Source organism: Thermotoga neapolitana DSM 4359, assembly GCF_000018945.1.
Classification (GTDB): domain Bacteria; phylum Thermotogota; class Thermotogae; order Thermotogales; family Thermotogaceae; genus Thermotoga; species Thermotoga neapolitana.
The window spans coordinates 1,718,225-1,745,214 of record NC_011978.1; the positions used below are offsets into that span (position 1 = coordinate 1,718,225).

The 26,990-nt window shown below is 47.4% G+C and carries 26 protein-coding genes and 1 tRNA gene; 6 read left to right on the forward strand and 21 right to left on the reverse strand.

Going from position 1 to position 26,990, the window contains the following annotated elements; all coding sequences use genetic code 11:
* Positions 1-39: 39 nt before the first annotated feature.
* From CTN_RS08770 to CTN_RS08790, 6 genes are all read right to left on the reverse strand, one after another.
* The gene (locus CTN_RS08770) at positions 40-1,239 is read right to left on the reverse strand and encodes a uracil-xanthine permease family protein (protein ID WP_015920171.1); all 1,200 of its coding nucleotides are present in this window, start codon (positions 1,237-1,239) and stop codon (positions 40-42) included.
* A 32-nt stretch (positions 1,240-1,271) separates the two neighbouring features.
* On the reverse strand, positions 1,272-2,015 hold the full coding sequence (locus CTN_RS08775) for a WecB/TagA/CpsF family glycosyltransferase (RefSeq protein ID WP_038068082.1): 744 nt from the start codon (positions 2,013-2,015) through the stop codon (positions 1,272-1,274).
* Positions 2,016-2,062: 47 nt separating this feature from the next.
* Positions 2,063-2,149: transfer RNA gene (locus CTN_RS08780), tRNA-Leu, on the reverse strand.
* A 43-nt stretch (positions 2,150-2,192) separates the two neighbouring features.
* Positions 2,193-2,615, reverse strand: coding sequence for a hypothetical protein (locus CTN_RS10160; protein WP_015920173.1), 423 nt, complete (start codon positions 2,613-2,615; stop codon positions 2,193-2,195).
* Positions 2,612-4,222 carry an efflux RND transporter permease subunit gene (locus tag CTN_RS08785; RefSeq protein ID WP_015920174.1) on the reverse strand — a complete coding sequence of 537 codons (1,611 nt, stop codon included), beginning with the start codon at positions 4,220-4,222 and terminating at the stop codon, positions 2,612-2,614. Before CTN_RS08785 ends, CTN_RS10160 begins: the two co-directional genes overlap by 4 nt.
* Positions 4,219-4,653, reverse strand: coding sequence for a MarR family winged helix-turn-helix transcriptional regulator (locus CTN_RS08790; protein WP_038068066.1), 435 nt, complete (start codon positions 4,651-4,653; stop codon positions 4,219-4,221). The genes CTN_RS08785 and CTN_RS08790 overlap by 4 nt, the downstream gene beginning before the upstream one ends.
* A gap of 108 nt (positions 4,654-4,761) precedes the next feature.
* Here CTN_RS08790 and CTN_RS08795 point away from each other — a divergent pair, with 108 nt between their 5' ends.
* A complete protein-coding gene (locus CTN_RS08795; protein WP_041437815.1) occupies positions 4,762-6,156 on the forward strand; it encodes an MATE family efflux transporter in 1,395 nt (464 codons plus the stop codon).
* Here CTN_RS08795 and nagA read toward each other — a convergent pair.
* The 13 genes from nagA to CTN_RS08855 all read right to left on the reverse strand — a co-directional run bounded on the left by nagA (position 6,148) and on the right by CTN_RS08855 (position 21,162).
* Positions 6,148-7,239: an N-acetylglucosamine-6-phosphate deacetylase gene (gene nagA, locus CTN_RS08800; protein WP_038068068.1), complete on the reverse strand. Its 1,092-nt coding sequence runs from the start codon at positions 7,237-7,239 to the stop codon at positions 6,148-6,150. The genes CTN_RS08795 and nagA overlap by 9 nt on opposite strands.
* Positions 7,240-7,249: 10 nt before the next feature.
* Positions 7,250-8,239 carry an SIS domain-containing protein gene (locus CTN_RS08805; protein WP_015920178.1) on the reverse strand — a complete coding sequence of 330 codons (990 nt, stop codon included), beginning with the start codon at positions 8,237-8,239 and terminating at the stop codon, positions 7,250-7,252.
* A 16-nt stretch (positions 8,240-8,255) separates the two neighbouring features.
* The gene (locus CTN_RS08810; protein ID WP_015920179.1) at positions 8,256-9,071 is read right to left on the reverse strand and encodes a carbohydrate ABC transporter permease; all 816 of its coding nucleotides are present in this window, start codon (positions 9,069-9,071) and stop codon (positions 8,256-8,258) included.
* On the reverse strand, positions 9,064-9,969 hold the full coding sequence (locus CTN_RS08815) for a carbohydrate ABC transporter permease (protein WP_038068084.1): 906 nt from the start codon (positions 9,967-9,969) through the stop codon (positions 9,064-9,066). The genes CTN_RS08810 and CTN_RS08815 overlap by 8 nt, the downstream gene beginning before the upstream one ends.
* 52 nt (positions 9,970-10,021) lie before the next feature.
* Positions 10,022-11,281 (reverse strand): ABC transporter substrate-binding protein, encoded by a 1,260-nt coding sequence (locus tag CTN_RS08820; RefSeq protein WP_041437817.1) that lies wholly within the window; start codon positions 11,279-11,281, stop codon positions 10,022-10,024.
* Positions 11,278-11,781 carry a hypothetical protein gene (locus tag CTN_RS10225; RefSeq protein ID WP_015920182.1) on the reverse strand — a complete coding sequence of 168 codons (504 nt, stop codon included), beginning with the start codon at positions 11,779-11,781 and terminating at the stop codon, positions 11,278-11,280. Before CTN_RS10225 ends, CTN_RS08820 begins: the two co-directional genes overlap by 4 nt.
* Entirely contained in the window at positions 11,756-12,679 is a 924-nt protein-coding gene (locus CTN_RS10230; protein WP_280381581.1) for a glycoside hydrolase family 3 N-terminal domain-containing protein, read from the reverse strand. Before CTN_RS10230 ends, CTN_RS10225 begins: the two co-directional genes overlap by 26 nt.
* Before the next feature lie 16 nt (positions 12,680-12,695).
* A complete protein-coding gene (locus CTN_RS08830) occupies positions 12,696-13,745 on the reverse strand; it encodes an ROK family transcriptional regulator (RefSeq protein WP_015920184.1) in 1,050 nt (349 codons plus the stop codon).
* 165 nt (positions 13,746-13,910) lie between these two features.
* Entirely contained in the window at positions 13,911-14,561 is a 651-nt protein-coding gene (locus CTN_RS08835) for a peroxiredoxin (protein ID WP_038068072.1), read from the reverse strand.
* A gap of 186 nt (positions 14,562-14,747) precedes the next feature.
* Positions 14,748-17,945 (reverse strand): O-antigen ligase family protein, encoded by a 3,198-nt coding sequence (locus CTN_RS08840; RefSeq protein WP_015920186.1) that lies wholly within the window; start codon positions 17,943-17,945, stop codon positions 14,748-14,750.
* 16 nt (positions 17,946-17,961) lie between these two features.
* Positions 17,962-18,885: a glycosyltransferase family 4 protein gene (locus CTN_RS08845; protein WP_015920187.1), complete on the reverse strand. Its 924-nt coding sequence runs from the start codon at positions 18,883-18,885 to the stop codon at positions 17,962-17,964.
* Positions 18,886-18,889: 4 nt separating this feature from the next.
* Entirely contained in the window at positions 18,890-19,591 is a 702-nt protein-coding gene (locus CTN_RS08850) for a PHP domain-containing protein (protein WP_015920188.1), read from the reverse strand.
* Positions 19,588-21,162: a CTP synthase gene (locus tag CTN_RS08855; RefSeq protein WP_015920189.1), complete on the reverse strand. Its 1,575-nt coding sequence runs from the start codon at positions 21,160-21,162 to the stop codon at positions 19,588-19,590. The genes CTN_RS08850 and CTN_RS08855 overlap by 4 nt, the downstream gene beginning before the upstream one ends.
* 139 nt (positions 21,163-21,301) lie before the next feature.
* Here CTN_RS08855 and fabF point away from each other — a divergent pair, with 139 nt between their 5' ends.
* The 5 genes from fabF to fabD are packed head-to-tail and all read left to right on the forward strand — an operon-like array spanning position 21,302 to position 25,275.
* Positions 21,302-22,540: a beta-ketoacyl-ACP synthase II gene (gene fabF, locus CTN_RS08860; RefSeq protein WP_038068074.1), complete on the forward strand. Its 1,239-nt coding sequence runs from the start codon at positions 21,302-21,304 to the stop codon at positions 22,538-22,540.
* Complete coding sequence (fabZ, locus tag CTN_RS08865; RefSeq protein ID WP_015920191.1) at positions 22,537-22,950, forward strand: 3-hydroxyacyl-ACP dehydratase FabZ; 414 nt, start codon at positions 22,537-22,539, stop codon at positions 22,948-22,950. Before fabF ends, fabZ begins: the two co-directional genes overlap by 4 nt.
* Positions 22,947-23,891, forward strand: coding sequence for an enoyl-[acyl-carrier-protein] reductase FabK (gene fabK, locus CTN_RS08870; RefSeq protein WP_015920192.1), 945 nt, complete (start codon positions 22,947-22,949; stop codon positions 23,889-23,891). Before fabZ ends, fabK begins: the two co-directional genes overlap by 4 nt.
* Positions 23,888-24,397, forward strand: a complete 510-nt coding sequence (locus CTN_RS08875; RefSeq protein ID WP_015920193.1) for a biotin transporter BioY — start codon at positions 23,888-23,890, stop codon at positions 24,395-24,397. The genes fabK and CTN_RS08875 overlap by 4 nt, the downstream gene beginning before the upstream one ends.
* Positions 24,394-25,275: an ACP S-malonyltransferase gene (gene fabD, locus CTN_RS08880; protein ID WP_015920194.1), complete on the forward strand. Its 882-nt coding sequence runs from the start codon at positions 24,394-24,396 to the stop codon at positions 25,273-25,275. The genes CTN_RS08875 and fabD overlap by 4 nt, the downstream gene beginning before the upstream one ends.
* On the opposite strand, the gene CTN_RS08885 is transcribed toward fabD, so the two are convergent.
* A complete protein-coding gene (locus CTN_RS08885; protein ID WP_015920195.1) occupies positions 25,253-25,936 on the reverse strand; it encodes a 2-phosphosulfolactate phosphatase family protein in 684 nt (227 codons plus the stop codon). The genes fabD and CTN_RS08885 overlap by 23 nt on opposite strands.
* Complete coding sequence (locus CTN_RS08890) at positions 25,930-26,946, reverse strand: DUF1611 domain-containing protein (RefSeq protein ID WP_038068077.1); 1,017 nt, start codon at positions 26,944-26,946, stop codon at positions 25,930-25,932. The genes CTN_RS08885 and CTN_RS08890 overlap by 7 nt, the downstream gene beginning before the upstream one ends.
* Positions 26,947-26,990: the final 44 nt, after the last annotated feature.

The following is a 26,990-nucleotide window of genomic DNA, read 5'->3' on the forward strand; positions in this document are numbered from 1 at the left end:
CAATTATCACCTCCTTATTTTTATTGTATCACGTCTCTTTCAGTCTCTTTTTGGAAGAATCAGATTCAGAACGATTCCAACGAGTGCGGCAAGTCCGATTCCTTTGAGTTCGACCCTTCCCACCTTCAAAACCGCTCCTCCTATACCGGTCGTGAGCATCAGAGCAGCTATCATGAGGTTTCTGGGTTTGGAGAAATCTACTCGTTCGTTCACCATCGTTCTCACACCAACCGAGGTGATCATTCCAAAGAGAACAAGACTCACACCACCCATCACAGCCTGAGGAATCGTCTGAAGGATTGCACCGAACTTTGAAACGAACGCGGCGAATATGGCAACAAGAGCTGCTCCCCTCAGAACGGACGGATCGTAGACCCTTGTGAGAGCCAGAACCCCTGTGTTTTCGCTGTAGGTGGTGTTCGCGGGACCACCGAGCAAACCGGCAACTGCAGTGGCCAGACCATCTCCAAGAAGAGTCCTGTGAAGACCCGGTTTGTCAAAGAAATTCTTCCCCACGACTGCTCCGTTCGTGGTGATGTCTCCAAGGTGCTCCATGAAGGTGGCAAGAGTCACAGGAACGATCATGAAAATCGCACCGTAATCGAACTTGGGAAGCATGATCTTTGGCACGCTGAAGAAAGGCGTGTTCAAAATGGCGGTGGTGTCTATCTTTCCCATGAGAAGTCCTGCGATGTAACCAACGAAGACTCCCGTGATCACAGGTATCATGCTGAAGAAACCTCTGATCACCGTTGAGACGAAGACAACGGTTGCTATCACGATTAGAGCGAGAGGCCAATCGCTGGAGGCCATTTGGATGGCAACGGGACTGAGTGTGAGTCCTATCACCATGATCATGCTACCGGTGACGACTGGCGGGAGGAGTTTCTTTATCTTCTCGGGTCCCACGATCTTCACGATCACTGCGTAGAGCACATAGAAGAGCCCCGCAACGAATATTCCACCGGTTGCGTAGGAGAGGTCCCCGTAAAGTTCCTTCACCGCAAGGACAGGAGCAATGAAGGCAAAACTCGATCCAAGAAAAACGGGGACAATTCCACCGGTTACAAAGTGGAATATGAGGGTACCGATTCCCGCGGTGAGGAGTGCCACAAGAGGATCCAGACCGGTGATCAGTGGCACCAGCACGGTGGCTCCAAACATGGCAACGAAGTGCTGAAGTGCCAGAAGAAACCACCGCCAACCGCTGACCCTGGTAACCGCTCCTTCAAACTCCATGAAGACACCTCCCGTTTAAAAATAAAGGCTCTTCAAAAGAGCCTTCGATTTCTGTTTTTCAATTTTTCTCTTAAAACAAGAAAGACGAATTTCAGAACCTGAAGGGGAACTTTTCTTTTGCTGACAGGAGACTGAAAGAACCGATAAAGCCACTCAAGGTTTATCTTCTGAATCCATTCTGGAGCCCTTTTCTTTTTTCCAGAAATGACATCAATGGATCCCCCAACACCCATGGCGAGTCTCACGTTCAGTTGAGGGAAATTCCTGTGTATCCACTTCTCCTGCCGAGGAACTCCCATTCCCACGAACAGAAGGTCGATGGATCTTTCGTTTATATCCCTCACCACCCTCTCTGACTCTTCCTCCCGAAAAAAGCCGTGGTGGTATCCCACAACGTTCACGCCGGATCTTTTCAGTGAATCGGCGGCCTTTTTGACGATCTCTTCTTTTGAGCCGAGAAGGTAAACCCTCCAGCCAGTTTCCCTCGATCTGTCGCAGAGATACTTCATTATCTCGATGCCAGGAAGCCTTTCCGTGTGATCACCTGTGAGGGACCTCATCGCCCAGACCACACCGGATCCATCGGGCACGATCAGATCAGCGGAGTTGATGACATCACGGTACTCTTTGTCTTCCACAGCCTTCAGAAGGATGGAAGCGTTCATGGTGACCACGAAGGTTTTCTTCTTCTCTTTCAACCTTTTTTCGATTTCGTTCAGAAATTCCTCCCTCTTCCCAGAGAGGACCCTCGTTCCAAAGAGTTCGACTTCTTTCACCCTGCTTTCCTCCAAAAAAAAGCGGAGGAAAAACCTCCGCTTTCCTCTGGTGCCGAGGGCGGGACTTGAACCCGCACGGGGAAACCCCCACATGATCCTGAGTCATGCGCGTCTGCCAGTTCCGCCACCTCGGCACACCACTCCGTTTGAATAGTTTAGCATCTTGAGGCTTTCACGTCAAGAGGTCCCCGTTTTCTTTCCCTGGAGAATCAGCGGCTGAACGATCAGAGTGAAGGTGGCTCCCACACCGATACCGAGCATCATGAGAATCGAGATGTTCTTGAAGAGTGCAAGTTCAGAAAAGAGCAAAACGGCGAATCCGGCGATCAAACCAAGCGCGTTTGTGAGAACAGATGGCCCTACGTTTTCGATGACCAGGTAAGGATCTTTCAATCTCTGTTCCTCGGAGGCGATGTGTATCGAATAATCTATCACAAGCCCCATGAGGATACCGGAGGTGATCGAGGTGGAAACATCGAGGTTGATACCGAAAAACACCATGAAAATGAAATTGAACACCGTTGTGAAGACAATTGGAGCCATCACACTGAGTGCAGAGAGAAGTTTTCGAAAGATGGCAAACACCATGCCAAAGATCATGATGGAGGCAAGAGCATGCTCTGCACCTGCGATCTGAGGATACTGTCGTTTATGTCGTTCCATATCAGCACAGAGCCTGCAACGTAGTGATTCCAGCCTGTTCCTTCAACGATCTCGTTGATCTGCTTCACAACCTCTTTTGCGTGCTCGTATCCCTCCGGAGTGAGATTGACGATGAGTCTTATCCTGTTTCTGTCTCCAACGAAGGTTTTCAAAAAGGGATTGGCCCTGGAAAGAGCGTACATTATCGGAACGGGTATATCGACCGGGAAGACAACGCTGGACACATAACCGCTCTGCTCTATCTTTTCAACCAGCTCCCTTATTGTTTTGGAATCCGTTCCAACGAAGGAAGAGTCCTTTTCCAGCACCAGATAGAGCGGTTCCCTCATATTGAATTTGTCCACGATGAGATCGTAAGCCTTCACCAGTTCGGAGTTTTTGCTGAAGTAGGATACCATGTCCGAGCCCACCGGAACCTTTGGGAGCAAAAACGGTGACAGACCGGCCACGATCAAAAAGACGATGAGTGCTACCGTTGCCGCCTTTCTTCCCACGTACTTCATCCCAAAGTTTCTGGGAAGCCTCTTTGGAGAGTAATCTCTGAAGAGTTCCACGCCCGAGGTGAAGATCACAAGTACCACAACAGCAAGACCGGAGGAAACCAGGATTCCAAGTTCTCTGAAAGCCCTTATGTCTATGAATATGAAGGACATGAAGCCCGCCGCGGTGGTGAGCATCGAAAAGAGGATAGGCTTGAAGATATGCCTGATCGCCTCTTTTCTGTCTTCGAACCTGAAAAGAGCGTTGTAAAAGTGTAGCCCGTAGGCAGAACCGATGATCAAAAGAAAGGAGATGGTCATCACGGTCATGGTGTTCAGGGTCTTTCCCACTGCAAAGAACACGGCAAAGACGAAGAAGGTGGACAGAACAGGAACGATCAGAGAAAACAGCGCTGCTCTGAACGACCTGAGCTGATAGTAGAAAAGAAGAAAGATGACAAGGAACATGAATACAGGATAGACGAGGGTCTGCTTCACAAGTTCCTTGAAAAGTGCACTGTCCAGAACCGGCTCTCCAAAGAGGTAGTTTTTCTCAAAATACCTGGACACAACCGATTTTATCTCTGGAATTTTCTCCCTCGCGTTCACATCTTTTTTGAATATCACGTTCAAAAGAGCGTACTTTCCATCTTTCGTTATGAAACTCTCCGAACTGGGATCCTTTAAGATATCTTCTGAAACGGCTCCGTTTTCGAAATAACTTTCTACTCTGAAACCAGAAAACCTCGGAAGGTTCACAGGACTCATCACACTGGAGATGTAACTTTTCCTTGCCAGCTCTTCGTGAAGATCGTAAAGCGCCCGTGCATCTTTGAAGAAGCTCTCAGAACTTTCGACCACGATCACGATGGAGGAACTTCCACCGAAATCCCGGTTCAACCTGAAAAGGTTCTTCACGTTCTCGTTGGTGGTCTTTTCTGGGTCTCCGTTGTAGCCGGGAAGGAAAACCTCAGGGCCGGTCTCTATCTTTCCCAGAGAGAAAACCACAACGAAAGAAGCGATGACGAGCACCACGTACACGATCGTGAACACGTACTTCTTCATTCGCCTGATCCCTCCTTCGACAAGGCTTCAACCATCCTCCTGAACCCTTCGCTCACAACCTGAAGATCTTCTTCCGAGAACTTCTCAAGGACCGATCTCACAAGACCGTCAAAATTCTGAAGGATCTTTCCGTACGTTCTTTCTCCCTTCTCAGTCAGTATCACCCTGAAGGTTCTTCTGTCGTCTGGGTCCATCTCCCTCATCACAAGTCCCTTTTCTTCCAGAAAATCCACCACGTTCGTAACGTTGCTCTTCGTGGTAGAAAGAAACTCCGCTATCTCCTTCATCTTCTTCGGACCAAAGAGCGCTATGTACAAAAAAGCGTAGAGTTCAGTTGTTTTCATGTTCGATATCTCTTCATCCGGTGGGAGAAACCTCGAAAACTTCATCACCAGGGAAAAGAGTGTTCGCAGAATTTCCTGTGAGTTCACGTTTTCACCTCCATTATCTGGACTGTCCATTCAGGAAATAGTTCAATTATTTTACTAAATGGTTCACTTTCCGAACCAAATGATGTAGAATCGTAGTCGGTGGTGAAAATGAGATACTCGCTTTTGAAGAATTATCTTTCAAAAGAAGAGGCACCAAAAATCAGAAAGGAACTGATAAAACTCGCCCTGCCAGCAATGGGCGAGAACGTTCTTCAAATGCTCTTCGGCATGGCGGACACAGCCTTTCTAGGCCACTATTCCTGGAAAGCAATGAGCGGTGTGGGACTTTCCAATCAAATCTTCTGGGTGGTTCAGGTAGTTCTCATAGCTGCAAGCATGGGGGTCACCGTCACAGTGGCGAACGCTCTCGGTGCTGGTAACAGACGGGCATTGAGAACACTGGCGTGGAACGGTATCTTTCTGGCTCTTTTCACCGGGCTCCTTCTCACCGCGCTCACGATGTTTTCCGATGGTTTGCTGAACATCTTTCCGAATCTGGAAGATGAAATAAGAGACGCAGCAAAAGAGTATTTGAAGATCATCCTCTCTGGTTCAATGGGATTTTCCATCATGGCGGTGTTTTCGGCCATGTTGAGAGGTCTGAGTGACACGAGAACCCCCATGATCGTCACGGGTGTTACGAACCTTCTGAACATCTTTCTGGATTACGCTATGATCTTCGGTAAATTTGGTTTTCCTATGTGGGGTGTTCGCGGGGCTGCGATCGCGACTGTTCTTTCGAGATTCGTGGGAAGTGCCATTCTCACGTTCGTGATTTTCAAAAAAGAGGAGTTCCAGCTCAAAAGAGGCTATGTTTTTCCCACCTGGAGCGTTCAAAAGGAAATTCTCCGTGTTGGTTTCCCTACCGCCATCGAAAATTTCGTTTTTTCCACAGGTGTTCTTCTCTTTGCAAACGTTCTCTTGATGGCAGGAGCAGAGGCCTACGCAGGACACAGAATAGGTATAAACGTGGAGTCGCTTTCCTTCATGCCCGCTTTTGGTATCTCAGTTGCCATCACCACCCTGGCTGGAAGATACAACGGGATGGGAAACCGGGATCATGTTCTTGGAGTCATCCGCCAGGGATGGATTCTGAGTCTTCTCTTTCAGGTGACTGTGGGTGTTATCATATTTCTTTTTCCGGAACCGCTGATACGGATCTTCACCAGCGATCCTCAAATAGTAGAGATCGCAAAGCTTCCGGTGAAGATAATAGGACTCTTCCAGTTTTTTCTGGCGACGGAATTCACCATGAACGGAGCGTTGAGGGGAACGGGAAACACACTCCCACCCATGATCATCACCTTCATCTCCATCTGGGCCGTGAGACTTCCCGTTGCCTACGTAATGGTGAAGTACTTCGACCTGGGACTCCTCGGTGCATGGATCGGTATGATCTCAGACATCGTCTTCAGAAGCACGCTGAAACTCGCCTTTTTCCTTTCAGGAAAATGGGAAAAGAGGGCAGCCCTCACAAGAGAGAGGGTGAAAGAGTTAGGCTGAAAAGACCGTGTCTCCGCTTTTCACCGTCATGAGGACGTTAAGATCCTCATCAAGAAGAACAAGGTCCGCCTTCATTCCCTCTTTTATCCTTCCTCTGTCAGCAAGGCCAAACTCCAGACAAGCGTTGTAAGAGGACACGATGGCAAGTTCCTTGAGTGAAGCACCTGTGAACCTCTGAAAGTTCTTCACAGCATTTGAAAAGAAAAGGGTGCTTCCAGCGAGCGTGCCGTCTTCCAGACGTGGAACATCCTCCTTCACCTTCACAACAAGATCACCCAGAGTGGTTGTTCCCTCTTTGAAACCTGCTGTGGATATGGAATCGGTGATCAGAATAATTCCTCCTGCTCCTTTTACCCTGTAGACGAGCTTCACCATCTCTTTTGAAAGGTGTACTCCATCGCAGATGAGTTCGACTTTTACATCGTCCAGTAGAAGTCCCGCACCCATGATACCAACCTCTCTGTGATGCAAGGTCCTCAGTGCGTTGGGAAAGTGGGTGATTCTCTTCACTCCCTCTCTGTAGAACTTCATGAACTCTTCGAACGTGGCGTTCGAATGTCCTGCTGACAGAACGATGGCTTTTTCTAAGAGTTCTAGCAAGATCGCGGAGTTTTCTATCTCAGGTGCAAAGGTGAGCACTTTTGCAGGAAGATCGATCTCCTTCAATTCTTCTTTGGAGGGAGTTCTTATGTACTTTTCTGAGTGGGCTCCTTTCTTTTCCCTAGAAATGTACGGTCCTTCCAGATGGACACCGAAAAGTGAAGTCTCCGGATTTTTGAAGATGTAATCTCTTGCCTTCCCCAGAATCTCCTTCATCTTCTCAAGCGAGGTAGAGACGGTAGTGGCAAGAAACGTGGTGACCCCCTGAGAGTACAGAAACTCTTCCATCCTTTCAAAATCACAATTCATGGTGTCGGCTCCCATCACACCGTGAATGTGCGGATCAACAAATCCCGGCATGAGAATTCCTCTGGGAGTGCATTCTCTCTTTCTTATACGACAAATCTTTCCGTCGTCCACCTCCACATCACCCGTGAACTCTCCATCAACAGGATCCACGATCAGAACACGCTCTATCACCATGAAAAACACCTCACAGCGTTACCGTCTTTTCCAGATGAGGTGGTCTGTCCGGAGAAACACCCCTGGAAGATGCCTTCTGATATCCCAGAATCTGAGCGGGTATCGTCCTCAAAAAGGCAGATCTCCAGTCGTTGCTGAGAGGAATGTCCCCATCTTCTCCTATCTCTAAAACTGTGGCACCGAGTGATTCCAGTTCTCTTTTCAGGCGTTTCTCCTGTTCATCCATTCCGGCGACCTTTTGAACAAAAATGAGAGTGCCTCCGTCGACCAGCGCTTTAGGACCATGTCTGTACTCAAGGGTTGAGTAAGCCTCCGAAAAGGTGAGTGACATCTCCATGCACTTCAGAGCAGATTCCAGACTGACTCCGTAGAACTCGGCCACCCCGAGAAAGACGAAGTGTTCATATCTTTTCAGATCGATACCTTCAACGGCTTTCCAGGAAATATCGAAGAACCTCTCGGAGTACTCGACAAGTTCACCGTATGGACTGACGGATGAACCAGATATTCTATCCGCCATGAACATCAAGGAAAGCAGGATCATGTTGAAGGACTTCGTCATCACAACGGCTTCTTCTTTTATTGGAAAAACAAGTGGAATGTCGCTTTCTTTTGAGAGTTTCGAGTTTTCCTCTATTGTGATCCCCACGGTCTTGAAACCCTTCCTTCCCAAAACCTCGTTTGCCAGAAGAACCTCCGTGGTGTTTCCCGTTCTTGAGAAAAGAAAGGCGAGTTTTCCTTCAAGTTTTGGTGTCTTCTCAAAAGCCACCTCTCCAGCGGGGAAGACTTTTGTTCTCACTTTCAAAACTCTTTCGAAGTATCTAGAGGCCGTGAGGGCAAGGTTGTAGGAACTACCACAACCGACGAAGAGAACTTCATCTGTGAGTTTACCTTCTATCTCTCTGAAAACATCCATGTTCGGAAGCGCGAGAACAAAACTCTCAAAGAAACTCTTCAACTCATACTTTTGATCGGTGATTTCTTTCAGGGTAAGACTCATTTTCTTCCCTCCTTCGTCAGTATTTCACACCACCAGCAATAGCGTTTATTATGTACCTCTGTGCGACTAGGAACAGTATTATAACAGGCAGAATAGAGAGAACTATACCAGCTGCTGTGTATCTGAAGTTCACCTGGAAAGTGCTGTTCAAATACACCAGAGCCACAGCAAGTGGATATTTGTTCGAATCAGAAAGTACGATGAGGGGCCACAGAAAGTTGTCCCACCAGGTTATGACCTGAAACACAACTAGCGTGGCTATATCAGGTTTTATCAAAGGAGTTATTATTCGCCACCAAATGTAAAGTTCTCCCGCGCCATCTATTCTTGCAGCATCTTCAAAGCTTTTGGGAATGTTTAGATATGCCTGTCTCATCATGAAGATTCCAAAAATAGTGACGGCCTGGGGAAGAACAACTCCGAGATAGGTGTTCAGCATGCCAAGCTTTCTCAAGGTGAGGTAGTTGACTATCAGCGTGTTCTGAACAGGAATCATCATCGGTAAAAGTACCAGGAAGAGGACAAACTGCTTTCCTTTGAAATCGATTCTTGCAAGGGGATAAGCTACCATCAGGGAAAAGAGCACGTTCAGGAAGGTTCCAAGACCTGCTATTATCAAGGTATTCAGATAATAACCACCCAGATTCACCGTCTTCCAGGCTCCGACATAATTTGAGAAGGTTATCGGGTGTGGAAAAAGATTGGGTGGATACTTATAGACATTACCCCCTGCTTCCAGAGAAGTCTTCGTTATCCAGTAGAAAGGCCAAACAGATAGTAATGCAAAAAACACAAGAATCACGTAAGTTAAAAACTTTCTAAATTCAAGCATAATAGCTTTTAAGACCTCCTTCCCTGAAAATGTAGAAATTCAGAAGTGAGAAGGCGATAACAACAAAACTGAACAGTATCGCCGCCGCGTTTGAATACCCGAACTGAAGGTAACCAAATGCCTTGTTGTATATGAAAAGCCCCATCGTTTCCGTTGCGTGAGCTGGTCCTCCCTTTGTCATCGCATATATCTCACCGAATACGTTCAAAGCCGCTATAGAAGACATCGTTGAACAAAACAGTATGTACGGTTTCAGAAGGGGCATGGTCACTTTGAAAAACACCTGAGATGGCCGGGCTCCATCCACTTTTGCTGCTTCCAGCAACTCCCTGGGTATGCTCTGGAGCCCCGCCAGATATATCACCATGTAGTATCCAAATCCTTTCCACATGGTGACGAACATTATCGCAAAGAGCGCTATATTGGGATCTGAAAGAAAAGAGATTGACTTGTCAGTGATATGCAGGGATCGAAGCAAAAAGTTGATGAACCCTTTTTCTCTGTACATCCACTGCCAAGTGATGGCTGCAATGGTTATAGGCGTAACAACAGGAAGAAATATGAGCGTTCTGAACAGATTCCTTCCTTTTATGGCCTTATCCACCAGAACGGCAAGCAGCATCGAGATGATTTGAAGAGGCGGGACAACCAGTAGATACAATAGACTGTTTTTAAAAGCATTCCAGAAGAGGGGATCTTTCAAAAGTTCAATGTAGTTTCTCAGCCCGATGAATATGGACTCTCCCACCATGTCGTACTGGTAAAAGGATATCTTCACACCGAATATCAACGGGTAATATATAAATAGGATCATGAGAAACGTTGGGATGGTGATGAAGAAGAAAGCCAGAGTCAATTGTCTTTTTCTCAAACTCAGATGGTACTTCCTTCTGGACATCTTCTCTCTCCTTTCGAGATAGGGGGAGGGGGATTTTCCCCTCCCCACATTTTTATTTCGACTGCTGAGACTTCATAAGGTATCTCCAGTATTTTGCTGTTTGTTTCAAGGCTTCTTCAGGTGTTTTCTGGCCCAGGAACACCTGAACAATGGCATCCTTAAGTTTGTCAAAGGCCTCTTTTCTGAACGGTATATCATCGTTGTAGAACGTGATGTACTTGAGATACTTGGCTCCCATGATTCTTGCTTTGGCAGCCAGTGTTCCATCGTCCTCAGAGAACCAGGGATCGTTAACTGCTGCCTTGAGTGTCGGGAATATGGTCACGAGTTTACAGAAAGCGATCTGGTTCTCAAGGTTTGCAACAAAGGCGGCAAATTCCGCTGCTTCTTTCGGATTCTTGGAACCTCTGACAATGTTCAGCGTGGAATACCAGCCACTCATTCTCACACCTGGTTTTGGAGCTGGTACCGGTGCAACGTCGGATTTCTTGTATATCTCGGGAGCGTTCCATTTAACCCTGTCTGCAAACTGAGGCCCTGTGATCAGCATAGCAAGTTCGCCAGCCTGATAGAGTTCTGTTGCCCTGGTCCATTCTCCTCCCTGAACCAGTTCGCTCGGGATGTACTTCATTTTGTAGAGAGTCGCCCATTTGTTCAGAGTGTGTGCATACTCTGGCCTGTCGAAGAGGACTTCCTTTATTCTGTTGTTCTCATCCACGGTGTAGAGGTTCAGCCCGTCCCAGTTGAATATCGCCGATGGATCTTGGAGAATTGTCGGGAGCACACCGTACTTTCCAGTTTTTTCCTTTATCAGCACAGAGTAAAGAAGAATTTCATCCCAGGTCTTCGGTGGGTACTTGGGGTCAAGACCAGCTTTTTCGAATATCTCCTTGTTGTAAAGGATAACATCAACTGCTGTGTACCAGGGTATTCCGTAGATGTGTCCTTTCCACGTAAGACCCTTCATCATGTCGTCGAAGTACTGACTAAGAACTTCTTCAGGAAGCAGTTCGTCGATGGGGAACAGGACTCTTTTCTGGGCAAATTCGATTGTCCACTGGGCGTTCAGGTTAACAACGTCAGGTGGATTTCCGGAGGAGAAAGCCGCCAAGAGCTTCTGCTGTAGAACATCCCATGGAACATCTTCCCACACGATCTCAACATCAGGATGAAGCGCCTCGTACTTGTCAATGATCCCCTGAATGAAGTCTGTGAAGGTTGGCTTCAGTGACATGGTCCAGAAGACGATCTTCGTTTTCGGCAGAGCAATGGTTACAAGAAGGATGAGCAGAACAACCAGAAGCTTCCTCATGAAGAACACCTCCCCAAAAGATGTTGAAAGGATTTATAAACAGAGATGGGTTTTGTCGAATGGGTGATGACAACACTCCTTCCAGGGAAGAATTTCGCATCAAAGGGATTTCTGATGATGAAATAGATGGTTCTATCCGAAGGTAAGCTGAGATGAGCCTGCAACACCTGCTCATTTTTTGAAGCGTTCACCACAAAATCGAAGATCAGTTCCCCATCAACATCGTCAGGACCTGCTTCTATATCGTATCTGATGACGTCTCTCACCTTGAAAAACCTTTTCGCCACCTCCGGTATCAGATCGTAATCGTCACCGGTGGTATCGGCCGGGCTCAGATTTTTGTTCGATGGGACCAGGAGAACAACTTCTCTGCCAAGAAGTTCTTTTCTCATCCGTGTGCACTCTATGGCTCTTTCTGCAACTTCGGCGATCAGTCCAGAGTTGAACCTGTTTTCCAGCGCGCTCAAATACTCGTCAACGATCTTTATGGAGCGCTCCACTTTTTCCCTTTCGATACTTCCGTCCTCGATGAGTTTCTTCAGAGATTCGTAATAAACGGGAAGATCCCCTGAAGTTGTCAAGGAGTATCATGTTCCCTCCTGCTTCAATGAAAAACCTCACTGCCTCTTCGACGGAGAAGTTTTCAGATATCGCCTTCATCTCCATCGCATCACTGAGAACAAGGCCCTTGAAGTTCAACTTTTCTCGAAGCACTTCTGTTATCAGTTTTTTCGAAAGAGTCGCTGGAAGATCATCCACAGCAGGATACTTCACATGTGCCGTCATGACAGCCGTTTTCACTCTACTCTGGAAAATCCTTCTGAATGGCAAAAGATCTTCTCTCCACAGCTCCTCGAAAGATGCATTGACGGTCGGAAGAAGATAATGCGAATCATCCGCGGTTTTTCCGTGCCCTGGAAAATGCTTGATACAGGGAATCACTCCTCCTTTGAAATATCCCATGCATGCTTCCATTCCATGGGAAGCTACTACTTCCGGATCTGATCCAAAGCTTCTCAAGTCCACTACAGCAGAGCCTTTTTCTGAAAGCAGATCCAGAACCGGTGCAAAAACCATGTTGAAACCCAGCGTGTTCATAATCCTCCCGGCCATCTCACAGTATCTGCCTGTAAAGACTGGATCAACCTTTCCAGCTGCAAGATTCCCAGGAAAAGAGGGAACGTACTTCAAAACTTCAAGTTGTCCACCTTCGTGATCCGAACTCACGATGAATCTTCCATTTCTGGACAGAAAGTTCATGAAATCAAGGAACAGATACTCCTTTGAAAGAACTCCAGGGTAGATCAGAACGCCGGCCGGTCTGTATTTTTGTATTACCTCCCTTGCTTCCTCGTTGAAGTCATCAAAACCACAGAAAAACAGCTTTCCAAGATCCACATCGATCACTCCCTGTTTACAGTATTTTCCGGGCGAATTCATAGTCTTCCAGTATCTTCTTCCAGAAAGCCCTCGCCGCTCCGACCGCGATTGTCCAGAGCCCTCTGTCATCGAAGAGAATCTCAACGTTGGGAACGTGCCTTTTCTCCAGCCGATTTAGAAGTTTCCCCTTCAGTTCTTCACGAAAAACCGGGGAAAAAAGAACGATGTCTCCCCCGAAAACAACTGTTTCTGGATCGATCAGATATATCACAAAAGAAGCGACTTCTGAAAGCCGAAGGATGAGATGTGAAAGCGATTCGAGAGACATCGTTTCGAGATTGACTTCATCGAGAGTTGAAGAATCGTTCAGAATAGATGGAAGAGTGTTCATTTCAAACTCTCCAGAGGCGCCAGTGCCCCCCTGGTACAATCTTCCTTCCAACCACAGCCCCGCTCCCACACCCACAGATAAATTCAGATAGTATGGAACGGAGAGCAGAAAATAAACCACATTCCTTCTCTGGAGTCCATATCCAACCACCGCCGCATTGGCATCGTTCAAAATGAGAACTTCCAGATTCAGTCTTCTGGAGAGTTCCTCTCCCAGATCGAAGTTTTCTATGTCGAGTGCTGAAGAGAAAATCACCCTGTTGTCTTTTATAATTCCCGGCATTCCAACCGAAACACCAACGACGTTTGAGAATTTCTTTTGAAGAGGCTTCACACAGTTGATCAGAACCGAAGCGATCTCTTCACCACGAAATTCCTCGTGCTTCTCTATCTCCTCAACGACGTTCCCCCTGGCATCCAGCACTGTCACGATCAGCCTGTTCTGTTCCATTCCCACACCGAGGATGAAGAACTTGTTTGGATTTACCGTGTACAGCGTTGTTTTTCTTCCACCCTGAATTCCCGGAGAGACTTCTTCTTTTTTCAGGGCAAAGCCCGACTTCAAAAGGGGTCTGAAGTTTCTGGATACGGTAGAGAGATTGACGGAGAGCTCTTTACTCATTTCTTTCATGGAGATTTTTTCGTTTTCTATCAAAAGTCTGAGGATTCTGTGCTGGGTTGGAGATAGGTTCAAAGATGATCCCTCCCGTAATGCTAGTTGCGTGTTGCAAGCAACTACATAATGTATTTTTAAACAAAACGATATCTTGTGTCAAGTTCCAATTCCATTTTTTTAATATCAGAAAGAAATAACAGGCGGGAAAAACAAAAAAGTGGCTCCCGAAGGAGCCACGCTATTTTATTGAACTTTCCTGTAGCAGAACCACCAATCGTAACACTCGTATTCCTTCGATTCCAGTCTTTTTCTTGCCTCTTCCACACTGGTGGCGGGTGGTACTATCACCGCGTCCTTTATGATGTCGTTCTCTGGCCAGTTGGCAGGTATGGCGACCTTTTTCTCATCAGACACCTGGAATGCCCTTATCACCCTCAGGATCTCGTCGATGTTTCTTCCAACCTCGGGAGGATAGTAAATGATGGCCCTTATGACTCCGTTCGGGTCCACCACGAAGACAGCGCGCACGGTGTTCGTTCCCTTCTTGGGATGGATCAGACCGAGTTTTCTAGAGAGCTCTCCGAGATCGTCTGCTATGATCGGGAACTCGATCTCAACTCCGAGTTTCTCCTTTATCCACTCGACCCACTTGATGTGTGAGAACACCTGATCGATACTGAGCCCTATGAGTTCCGTGTTCAACTTTCTGAACTCGTTGTACCTCTTCTGGAACGCAAAGAACTCAGTGGTACAAACCGGTGTGAAATCCGCTGGATGGCTGAAGAGAACGAACCACTTTCCCCTGTAATCGTCTGGAAGGGTCTTCTTTCCGTGTGTGGTCCTCACTTCCACTCTGGGAAACTCCTCACCGAGCAAAGGAATCCTGCCTTCCATGTTAAGCACCTCCCTGTAAATTTTTAAAATGATTTCAAATTGTCATCCAGATAGTATAATAACCGATCCGTGTTTCCAATAAATTGCGAAAATGTATCAAAAAAGAATGAGTATCAATAAGGTGTGGTGTGAACTTCTTCATTACAGGAGGGCTTTAAAAAAACGAGGAGGTTTCCCTCCCCGGTTTCAGATGGTGTTTTCCAGATCCTTGAGATACTCTTTGAACCTCTCCAGCCATTCAAGGATTTGCTCTTTCGTTTCGAATTTTTCGTCGCTCAAAAGGTTCACACTCCAGTCCTCCAGTATCATCTTCCACTGTTCATCACTAGTTGCACTGTACGCCTTTTCGATGCTTTCAAGGAAGTTTTTCGCATCGTTCAGGATCAGCCTGTAGTGTGCAAGAAATCTCAGGTATCTTTCAAGAACAAGAACCTCCTTGAGACCAATTAGATCGTTGTAGATTCTTGAGATGACTTCATTGATTCTGGAAGATTCCAGATTTCTCTGTTTTAAGTAGTCTCCAAATTCATTCAGCCGTTTCAAAAGGAGTTCTCGCCATGGATTCAGTTTGTAAGTGTAGTTTTTCTCGGTTATGAATTTTCTCATCTCCTCTGCGTTTATAGAGAGCCAGTTCTGGTTCTTGAAGTCTTCGAACAGGTCTTTGAAGATTTCTTCGAAACGAGATGAATACTCCTCTCCAAAGTCGCTTCTGAGGTATTCCTTCAGATCGTTCAATACGCTTTCAAACCTTCTTTCAGCGGCCTTTTCGTACTCTGGAAGTGATTCTTTTGTCCTTCTGTAACTTTCTTCGTAGAGTCTCAGGACATCTTCAAAGACAAAGAGGGCTTCCTGGTGTTCTTTTGAAGACATGTATTCAAACGGCATCGCATGGAGAAAATCCAGCACTCCATCGGGCACTCCCCAGACACCAACTCGGTTCATGTTTTCAACGGCCCAGATCTCTTTTCTTGCAAGGTAAAATAGAAACTCTCTGTTCTTTTCTACGGTCAGAGGCTGCGCTTCAGAGGCCTTCATGGCGAAATACCTGTAGATATCCTGCCCCGCAACGGCCTGTCTGAGATCGTAATGCTTCCAGTCGGAGAACCTGTTCCATGCACCGGGAAGATAATGAATGGTGATCCTGGCGTAGTTTATGAACTCATCGAAGTATCTTACAGCCAATTCGGAAAAGGCTTTTTTCATCAGATCATCCTGAGCCTTTGTAAGTAGAATCTTCATGACCTGATGAAGTCCCACATACCTTGTCGCAAGACCCCTGTAAGTATTTCTTTCGTTGAAGGATTTCAGTGAGGAAAGATACAGAGAAACAGAATCGAGGAAAGCCTGGGCGGTGATCAGGTTGTCTTTTCCCAGAGAATCGATCACGGAAAGATCTTGATCCTTCAGGAACGAAAGATCAGTTTTCCGAGAATCAGAAAAAATCACCTTCTGGTACTCATCGAAGTTCTGGTTGAAAAACCTTTCATAATCTTCCTTTGTGTTCAGCTGGTTTTTCAACTCATCGACTCTGAATTCACCCACCGCAAGGGCAGCAAGATAAAAATAGGACCTTCCGTAAGCCCTGTTGATGTGAACAGACCTCAGAAAGTTCTCCTTCGCCTTTCTATAAAGTTCCACTCTCTGGTTCAGAAGCTGAGTTCGATAGGATGCGATCTTCTGGATGGTGCTCTGTATGTTCTGTCTTTCCTTCTGTATGGTTTCGAGTCTGAGTTTTTCTATCTCCATGTCAGATGGTATCACTGGAAGGTTTTGTTTCATCACGAACTTTTTGAACTCATCCGGCCTCAGGTAACTGTAGCGGCCCGTGAGTGAATTCAGTTCCTCCAGAGCGTTCTTTGCCTGTTGCTCGTAGCTGTCCAATCTGGAGAGGTCTTCTTCGATTTTTCTGATGGCAAGGTATGCAGCGTTTCCCTGTTTGAAGTACACTTCTGATACGAAGTGGTTCCACTTCAGATACGAAGAAACCACACCGATCAGGATCACAATAGTTCCCAGTGTAACCGCCCATCTTCTCTCAAATCTCATGACCCTTCCACCGTAGAAATAACCACCAACTGCCATTGAGGCTGCAGCGACCACGAGAAATCCGTTCGGGAGAAGATGTGCTGGAAAACTGAAAGCACTGTGCATCATGAAGGTGATAAAAGAACTGGAGAGGGCGAGAAAGAGAAAAAGATCGTCCCTCGTTTCAACTCTCCTCAGTATCCTGAAGAACAGAACACCAAGTGAGAGCGCCAGAAAGACCAGAGAAGCAATTCCCACGATCCCCATCTCTCCTAGAACCTGAAGGTAGTCGTTGTGTGTTCTTTTGAAATTGTTCCAGCCGTACATCAGTTCTGGATGATCCTCTATCACGTCACCCATGTAGTTTATCGTGAGAAGCTGGTACGTTCCGATCCCACTGCCGAATATCCTGTGATCCTTCCACTGATACACGGAAGAAAGCCAGGAAAGAAGACGCTCGTGCCAGGAACTCACTTCCGCTACAGCCTGTATCCTCTCGGCAGGAGAAACCCTTCCGTAGCCGTTCAGAGGAGTCGGTACGTTGTAGAGAACAACAAGAGCGATCACGGCGATCACAACGAACACCGTAAGGGTTCGACTCATATCGGCAACTTCCCTGTCTGCTTTTTCCTGACTCTTTTTTCTTCTAAAAACCATATAGAAGGAAAGGAAGATACCAAAAGACACGATGTTCGCAACATAGAGAGAACGTGTCTGCCCGACAAGAATACCAGAGACCATGAGAAGCGCAGAAACAGAAGCGATCACCTTCACAGCGGATGCTTCTTTCTTTCTGAAATCGTTCGACGCTATGAGGTACAGGGCGAGCGGGAGGTTCAGAGAAAGAAAGTTCGAAACGAAGTTCACGTTTCCTATGGTTGCCTTCACACTCGCCCTTGAAAAGGGATCACCGATCTTTCCAAGGAAGATATCAACGCCACCGTAGAAATTCAAAAGAGCGTCGAAGGCAACAAAACCAGCCAGAGCCACGCTGACTGTGAGAAACCTTTTTATCCTCTCTTTTGTGACGAAGAAGTTCGAAATGAAAATGGAAGTGAAGAACATGAGAAGAACATAAATCGCTATATCGAAGGAATAACGGAAGTAGACAGGATTTTCACGATAGACGTTTATCGTGGAAAGAAGGGCTGAAACCGAGAAGGCAAAGAAAGCCACATGAGCCATATTGAACCTGATCTCCAGTTTCTCTCTTCTCAGGATCTTCAGAAGGCTCATGAAAAAGATGACACTCAAAAACACCGTGATGATGGCGTATTTTGGAACACTGAATTCGTACGTCAACTTTTTCGAAGAAAAAAGAGCCACAACGATGTACATTATGTAGAACAGCACTTCCATGCGCTTTCCCTCCCAATCAGTCGTAATCGAACAGTCTCAAACCCTTTATGATGAGGTAAGAGAAAACACCGGCAATGACAAGAGTCAAGACTCCTGTGAATGCGTTTCCCATCGCCCCAAAACTGAACCCGCACAACAGAGAGTGTATCAAACACATGACAAGCAGTGCTTTTCTGACTCCCAGTCTCCGTGAAAGTTTGTCGTACATGTGGTCTCTGTCTCCGGAAACGATCGATCTTCTGTTTCTGAACCGTCTTATCACACTGGCGAAAAAATCAAGCAGAAATATCCAGAGAGGAAACACGAGTGGTACAAAAGAGTTGAACGAGACGACACGGTTTTGAGAGATGATCATCGTGGAGAGTAGAACGGCCAGGAGATAACTTCCAGCATCTCCCATGAAGACCCTTGCCGGTGGAAAGTTGAAGACAAGATATCCCAGCGAAACACCAAGAAGCGCCAGCGAGAGATCCTGAAAGAAAGTCCCCTTGACCAGAAAGAAGAAAAAGAGAGAAGAAATGGCCACAAGACTTCCACAGAGCCCATCCATTCCATCCATCATGTTCACAGCGTTCATCAGGATCACAACGAAAAAAACCCAGAGGATCGGATACCAGACGTTGTGGAATCCCACGTACCTCCAGACCAGAATCAGAGAAATTCCAAACTCCACAACGAGTCTGAAAAAAGGAGACAGCGAAAACAGGTCATCCAGCAAACCAAGTGTGAGAGCAAGAGACGATGTTAAAAGAACAGCCGTATCTTTCCACAAAAACGGCAGAACACCGGCGAATATACCGAGCCCCCCAAGATAGGGAATCTCTCTTCCGTGGGGTTTCAACAACCCATCTGGTCTGTCCACGATGTTGAGTTTCTTTGCGAGTTTTCCGAAAAACCAGACCCCAAACATCCCCAGAAGAAAACTCAGAACAAAGGGCATTCCTTCACCTCAGTTTTTTGGTGAAAAGTTTTTTCCCTTCAACGACAACGTATTCGAAGTTGAACCTTCTCAATTTTGACATGACCTCCTCGATTCCCCGGCCTATGTGCTGTACTTCATGGGCATCCGAACCGATCGTGATGAATCTTCCCCCAAGATCCCAGTACATCTCCAGTATCCAGTAGTCAGGATTGGGCTTTCCGTGTTTGAAAAGCCCCGCGGTGTTCACCTCGAGGATCTTTTCACGGGCTACAAGAAACCTCAGGATCTTCTCTATCAGATCTCTGTTTGCTTTGAAATCGGCATTTGCATACCTTGCAGGATAGTCAAGGTGTGCCAGCGTGTGAAATTCCACCCTTTCCATAACGTAAAGCGTTCTTTCGAGGTAGTCCCTTGCCAGTTCATCTGGCGGAAGGTTCTCATCGTACCTGTGCACTCCAAGAAGCAGGTAATCGAATCCTTCCGGAAAGATTGCTTCTTTCACACCGTCCCAGCTGATCTCTGCTCCTCTTGGAAGATCGAATTTGTCCATGGTGAGGAAGTACTCTTCCACGTTGAAATCGTGAACGAGTTTTCCGTTTTCGTACTCGTAGTGATCTGTGATGCAGAAATGATTTATTCCGAGCTTTTGCACCTGAGCGATGATGTCTTCCACTTCTGCCTTTCCATCGTAGGAGAACGTGGAGTGAAGGTGCATATCTATCATTGCAATCCCTCCAGGACCTTCTTAAGGTGAACAAAGATCGGATGAGGTGCTCCCACCTTGCTCTTGTACTCCGGATGGTACTGAACACCTATGAAGAAGGGGTGATCCTCTATTTCCACGGCTTCGATGAACTCCGACTTTGCAGAAACAACGAGTCTGTATCCCTCCTCACCGGGTTTCTTGAAGATTTCTGGAAAGGCCTCTTCGTTTGCTTCGTATCTGTGTCTGTGCCTTTCGTAAACTTCTTCTGCTCCACCGTATATCTCATGCAGTTTTGTACCTGGAAAGATCTTCACCTTCTGTGCGCCAAGCCTCATCGTACCACCGAGTTTCAGAATTCTTTTTTGTTCCTCCATCAAGTCCACGACAGGATATGGGGTTTTTGGATCGAACTCTGTGGAATTCGCCTCTTTGTATCCGAGAACGTTTCTTGCGAACTCAATGATCATGAGTTGCATGCCAAGGCATATGCCGAGGATGGGTTTCTTATTTTCTCTGGCGTACTTTATGGCCTTTATCTTCCCCTCGATTCCTCTTCTCCCAAACCCTCCTGGAATGATCAGGGCATCGTACTCGTCCAGAACTTTTGCTACCTCTTCTTCACTCATCTCCTCCAGCATCTGACTGTCCACCACGGTTGGCTTTTCCACACCCGTCAAGAACACAGATTCTATGATGCTCTTGTAGGCATCGTCTGTTCCAAGGTATTTCCCCACCAGTGCTATCCTGTAAGGTTTGAAAGCCTTCGGATAGGACCAGTTGAACCCAGTGTCCTTCAGATCGAGTTTCAACTTGGAAGAGATCTTTTCATGCAGTCCCATGTCTCTCAGTATCTCCGGGACTTCGTAAACGTTCTTCGTGTCGGGAAGGTTTATCACGAATTCTCTGGGAACACCCGAAAAGAGGGCAACCTTGTTCATACTGGGAACGTCGAGGGGGAACTCACTCCTCACGATGATCATGTCAGGAGTGATTCCGATCCTTCTGAGAAGTTGAACCGACTGCTGCGTTGGTTTGGTTTTGAACTCGTTCGTGGTTCGAAGGTAAGGAACGTACGTAACATGGGCAAAGAGGAAGTTTTCTCTTCCTTCTTCCATCTGCAGCTCTCTGACTGCTTCCAGAAAGACCTCACCTTCGATGTCACCGACGGTACCTCCGATCTCAACCACAAGGAGTTCTGCCTCGAGAGACCTTATTCTGTCCTTTATCTCCTCTGTGAGATGGGGAACGATCTGGACGGTGTTTCCGAGGTATTTTCCCTGCCTTTCCTTTTCTATAACCCGAAGGTAGACCTGACCTGCCGTCATGTTGTTGTGGCGGGTCATGTCTCTTCCGAGGAAACGCTCGTAGTGACCGAGATCCAGATCCGCTTCGTAACCGTCTTCGGTGACGAAGACCTCACCATGCTGGTTCGGGTTCATGGTTCCTGCGTCCACGTTCAGGTATGGATCGATTTTCAGCACGTTCACATCGACACCGTATTCTTTCATGAGTCTTGCCAGAGAAGCGGAGAATATACCCTTTCCTATACCACTGAGAACTCCTCCGGTCACAATAACGTACTTCTTCATCCCATTCCCTCCTTCTTCAGATATGTTATCACCTGAGAAGTAAATTTATTGTTTCTTTCTCATGATCGAGGCCAGAGATTGAAACTTCCTGTGAGATTATGATATAATCATGCCAGATTTTTTGTCGGGAGGTGGTATTTTGAGACGGGTGGTCATAACGGGAATGGGCATCGTAAGTCCTTTTGGTGTTGGGAAAGAAAAGAATCTGGAAGGTCTTAGAGAAACCAAAGTAACGATAGATCGAATATCTTCTTTTGATGCTTCTAACTTACCTGTTCAAATCGCAGCAGAGGTTAGAGATTTCAAACCGGAAGAGTACATAAATCCAAAACTCGTGAAGAGAACAGATCGGTTCGTTCACTTCGCTCTCGTCAGCACCAAAGAAGCGGTGGAAGAGGCAGGGATAAATTTCGAGCAGTTTTCGGAAAGAACAGCAACGATCATAGGATCCGGAATGGGAGGATTCCTGACACTCGACAGCGAAAACAACAAGTTCCTCTCTCAGGGGCCCAACAGGGTGAGTCCGTTTCTGATTCCAATGATCCTCATCGATATGGCGTCCGGTGTCGTTGCAATGGAGTACGGTCTGAAAGGACCGAACTTTTCTTCTGTGAGTGCCTGTGCTTCTTCTCTGCACGCGGTGGCACTCGGTACTCTTCTGATAAGGCATGGATACGCAGACGTGGCCGTCGTTGGGGGAACGGAAGCAACGATAGCACCCCTGCCGATCACCGGGTTTGCGAACATGAGGGCGCTCTCAAGAAGAAATGACGACCCCAAACGAGCTTCCCGTCCGTTCGACAGAGACAGAGACGGCTTTGTCATGGGAGAGGGTGGAGCGATCCTCGTTCTTGAAGCGGAAGAGGTCGCAAAATCAAGGGGTGCGAAGATCATAGCAGAGATAAAGGGAGTTGGCATGACGGACGATGCATACCACTTCAGCGCACCGGATCCAGAGGGCAGAGGAGCGGCAGAAGCGATGAAACTGGCTCTGAAAGAGTCCGGTCTTTCTGTTGAGGACATAGATTACGTGAACTGCCACGCCACAAGCACACCCGCCGGCGATGAGGCAGAACTCAAGGCTATAAAGAAGGTGCTGGGAGAACACGCAAAGAACGTGGCCATAAACTCCTCTAAGGCCCTGATAGGACATCTTCTCGGTGCCGCTGGTGCCGCAGAACTCGTCCTTTCGATTCTTCAGATGCAGCATTCCTTTGTGCACGGAATGCCAAACCTCGACAACCCAACGGAAGAGGCAGAAGGAACAGGTCTTGTTGGAAAAGAGCCGATCCAGAAAGAGATCAGAAACTTCATTAAGAACTCCTTCGGATTCGGTGGGCACAACGTTTCGGTCGTTGTGGGGAGGTATGAGCCATGAACATAGATTACGTGAGGTCGATCCTTCCACACAGGTATCCTTTCCTTCTGGTGGACGGTGTGATAGAAGAATCCGAAGACAGGATCGTCGCTTTCAAGAACATCAGCATTTCTGATCCCGTCTTTCAGGGTCATTTCCCGGAGTATCCCATATACCCGGGTGTGCTCATCATCGAGGGGCTCGCCCAGACTGCCGGTATTCTTCTTTTGAAAGATCTTGAGGGAATACCTCTCTTTCTCGGAATAGACGAGGCACGTTTTAAAAAGGAAGTGCGACCAGGAGACAAACTGATCTACGAGGTGAAAAAGATAGGTGAAAAACTCGGCACGGTTCAGGTGGAAGGTGTGGCAAAGGTTGAAAACACCATCGTGGCGAAGGCCAAACTTTTGCTGGGGGTGAAGAAGAAATGAATCTGAAAACCAGAGTCACAGAGCTTCTTGGAATAGAGTATCCCATACTCATGGGAGGAATGGCCTGGGCGGGAACCCCTGTTCTCGCCGCCGCCGTCTCTGAAGCGGGAGGGCTCGGAATCATTGGATCTGGTGCCATGAAACCCGACGATCTGAGAAGGGCCATCTTCGATCTCAGAAAGAGAACGAGCAAACCGTTCGGTGTGAACGTTATCCTTGTTTCACCATGGGCAGACGATCTTGTCAGGGTTTGCGTGGAAGAGAAGGTGCCTGTGATCACCTTCGGGGCAGGAAATCCCACAAAGTACATAAAGGAATTGAAGGAAAATGGCATAAAAGTCATTCCCGTTGTGGCTTCAGATTCCCTCGCGAGAATGGTTGAAAGGGCAGGAGCAGACGCCGTAATAGCAGAAGGGATGGAATCCGGTGGCCACATAGGAGAGGTCACCACCTTCGTTCTTGTGAACAAAGTTTCAAGAAGTGTGGATATTCCCGTGATCGCTGCGGGTGGAATAGCGGATGGTAGGGGTATGGCTGCTGCCTTTGCCCTCGGAGCAGAAGCGATACAGATGGGAACGAGGTTCGTGGCGAGTGTGGAAAGCGATGTTCACCCCGTCTATAAAGAAAAGATCGTCAAGGCCTCTATAAGAGACACCATTGTGACCGGTGCCAAACTTGGGCATCCCGCACGCGTTCTCAGAACTCCATTTGCGAGGAAGATTCAGGAAATGGAGTTCGAAAATCCGATGCAGGCAGAGGAGATGCTGGTGGGAAGTCTGAGGAGAGCCGTTGTGGAGGGAGACCTTGAGAGAGGTTCTTTCATGATGGGACAGAGTGCCGGACTGATCGACGAAATAAAACCTGTGAAGCAGATCATAGAAGACATCATGAACGAGTTCGTGGAGACGGTGAAGAAACTGAGGAGGTACGTCGAAGAATGAAACAGCTTGTGAAGGCCGGTACTTTCACAGCCCTCATCGTGGTGGGAGCATGGATTTCGATTCCGATCGGTCCTGTTCCCTTCACTCTTCAGGTGTTCTTCGTTTTCCTAGCCGCTTACATGCTCGGGAAAAAATACGGTACACTATCGATTGCAACGTATGTGTTACTCGGTGCCATTGGCCTTCCTGTCTTTGCGAACTTCAAAGGTGGAGCGCATGTTCTCATCGGTCCCACCGGTGGGTACCTCTTCGGTTTTATTCTGGGAGGGTTTGTGATCGGACTTCTTTCTGAGAAGAGAGAAAACTTCGTGTGGTATCTCGTTTCTGGTCTTTCGGGTCTTGGAATCATATACTTGCTTGGTGTGTTCGTTTTGAACTTTTACGTTCACGATATCAAAAAAACAGTGGCACTCGGCTTTGCTCCGTTCATCTGGTTCGATCTGATAAAACTGATCGTTGCCGCCGCCATAGCCCTCAGGTTGAAAAAACTGGAGGTGAAACGGTGAGGGCGTTCGTCTTTCCCGGACAGGGATCTCAGTACTCTGGAATGGCAAAGGACTTTTCCGTGTACGAATCTTCAAAGGACATATTCGAAAGGGCGAGAAAGGTTCTGGGATTCGACATCACAGAGATCATGAACGGTGATGAAGAGACCCTGAAACTCACGGAGAACGCTCAACCCTCCATCTACATAACGAGTTACATCGCTTACCTCGAACTGGAAAAAAAGGGTATTCTCCCGGACATCGTGGCGGGTCATAGTCTTGGGGAATACACGGCACTGGCGGTGGCTGGTGTGTACGATTTCGAGACAGGGCTTTACCTTGTGAGAAAAAGAGGAGAGTACATGTCGAAAGCCCTCGAACCTGGGAAGGGGACCATGGCAGCCGTTATAGGACTCGACATCGAACAGATAGAGGAAGTGGTAAATTCGATAGATGGAGTGTACATAGCAAACTACAACTCGCACGATCAAGTGGTGATCAGCGGTCTGAAAGAATCCGTTGAAAAGGCAATGGACATCCTGAAAGAAAAGGGTGCGCGCCGCGTTGTGGAACTGATGGTTTCAAGTCCTTTCCACACACCGTTTCTGGAGTACGCCAGAGAGAAAATGAAGGAAGAGGTGGAAAAGATAGAATTCAAAAAACCGAAATGGCCCATAGTGATGAACTCCACTGCAAAACCGACAGAAAACCCGGAAGAGATAAAAAAGAACGTGATCGAGCAGATCACAGGGCCTGTCCTCTGGAAACAATCGGTGGACACGATGAAAAAAATGGGTGTGGAAGAATTCGTGGAAGTGGGTCCAAAGACCGTTCTGAAAAACCTCTGCAGGAAGATGGGAGTGAAAGCGCTCCACTTTACCGAGCTTCTTTCAGAGTGAAAGCACCGTTTACAAGAACGGGAACTTCATGGAAAAGGTCCTCTGTCGTGCAGAAATCAACATCCTTTTCAAATCCAAGAGATATCAACCTTTTCGCATGGGAGGAGAATCTCTTGATCTCCTCCCTTATGTTCTGCACAGATTCGAAGTATCTCATCACCACGAGTGCACCGTCCAGAAGATCTTCCCTTTTCATTCTTTTCACGATCATTCCAGCAAGTAAAAAGTCTTCCAGGGAAAAATCTCCACTGGTTCCGGCACAGACGATGGTGATGTTCTCTTTCTCCTTCAGATATTCAACGACCGCAGAAACGTTCAGAAAAGAGGCTGCGATGACGCTGTCACCCTCTACCCTCTCGATCACCTGAGTGCCGTTCGTCGTTGTGAGAACGATCGTTTTCCCAAGGACCAGTTCGCTTTTGTACTCAAGAGGAGAGTTTCCAAGGTCGAAACCTTCTATCTTCTTCGCATTTCTTTCTCCACACACAAGAACATCCCTTTCTTTCCTCTTCAGCGCTTCCTCCACTGTTTTTACAGGGATAACTTCCTTTGCACCGTTCGCAAGCGCTGTGACAATGGTACTGGTGGCCCTCAGAACGTCCACAACGACCACCGTTTCATCTTTCACTACAGAGCATGGAACCATTACAACGTTCACCATTCGACCACCCTCTTCAACATCTCGTCGAGATCTTCCGGATAGAACGGGTTGTAGACTGGAAGGCTTGTTTCGAAGGTCCCGTTCAGGCACACTCCACCGATCACCTTTGCATCTGAGAGTGTTTCGATGAGTCTTCTTTCCTCTTCAAAATCGGGTTTCTTTGGTATCTTCGGGAAAGATTCAAAGTGTTTTCTGGATGGATCGTGCACCAGAAAGACAACATCGGGGTTGCAACCATACAGGAGTCCCAGGGTGACCTGACCGTACGCGGGATGCCTCAGTGCTCCCTGCCCTTCAACAAACACAATCTCCTTCCCAATCTTTTCGAGCTCCAGGATGGTCTTCTCCACCACACCAGAGACAAAATCGGCGGGAATAGCGTCTACAACGTACCCCGCGTCCGCGCCTATCAAAATACCGGTCTGACCTGTGGCCATGAAGGCCGCTTTTATTCCTTTCTGAAGCGCCCTCTCCCACAGCTGAACGGCAGTTGTCCTCTTCCCTACAACACAGTCCGTTCCGAAGACACCGGCGACCTTTATTCCCTTCCGATATACGTCACCGGAGAAGACTCTCAGATCTGCCGGTGGAACACGAACGTCCACGATTTTCGCTCCGCTTTCCTGGGCCAGTTTCAGAAACTCTGTTTGCTGGGAGATCTTGAAATGAAGCCCGGATATAACGTCAAAACCGTTCGATAGAGCATCTTTCACAAGCTGGGCTATCTTTTCTTCAAGGTAACCTCCCGGGTTGGACACTCCGACGATCACAACCTTTGTACCGAACTCTTTGATCTTTTCTATCGAAGAAACCACGGGAACATCGAAGCGAACTGGCTGAACAAAGTCGCTTGCCTTCTTTCCTTCGTGCTCTGCGACGACACACACCGGTTTGAAGAGCCTGCTGTGTCTGAGAAGGCCATACGTGGTTTTTGCATGGGGTGTTCCCAGCTGTCCCCAAGCTATTATCGCGGCGGGTGTTCCCGGCTGATATAATTTCCAGAGATTCATCGTTTTCCCTCCGTTTTTTTGAAATTCTATCATGGGAGGGATTT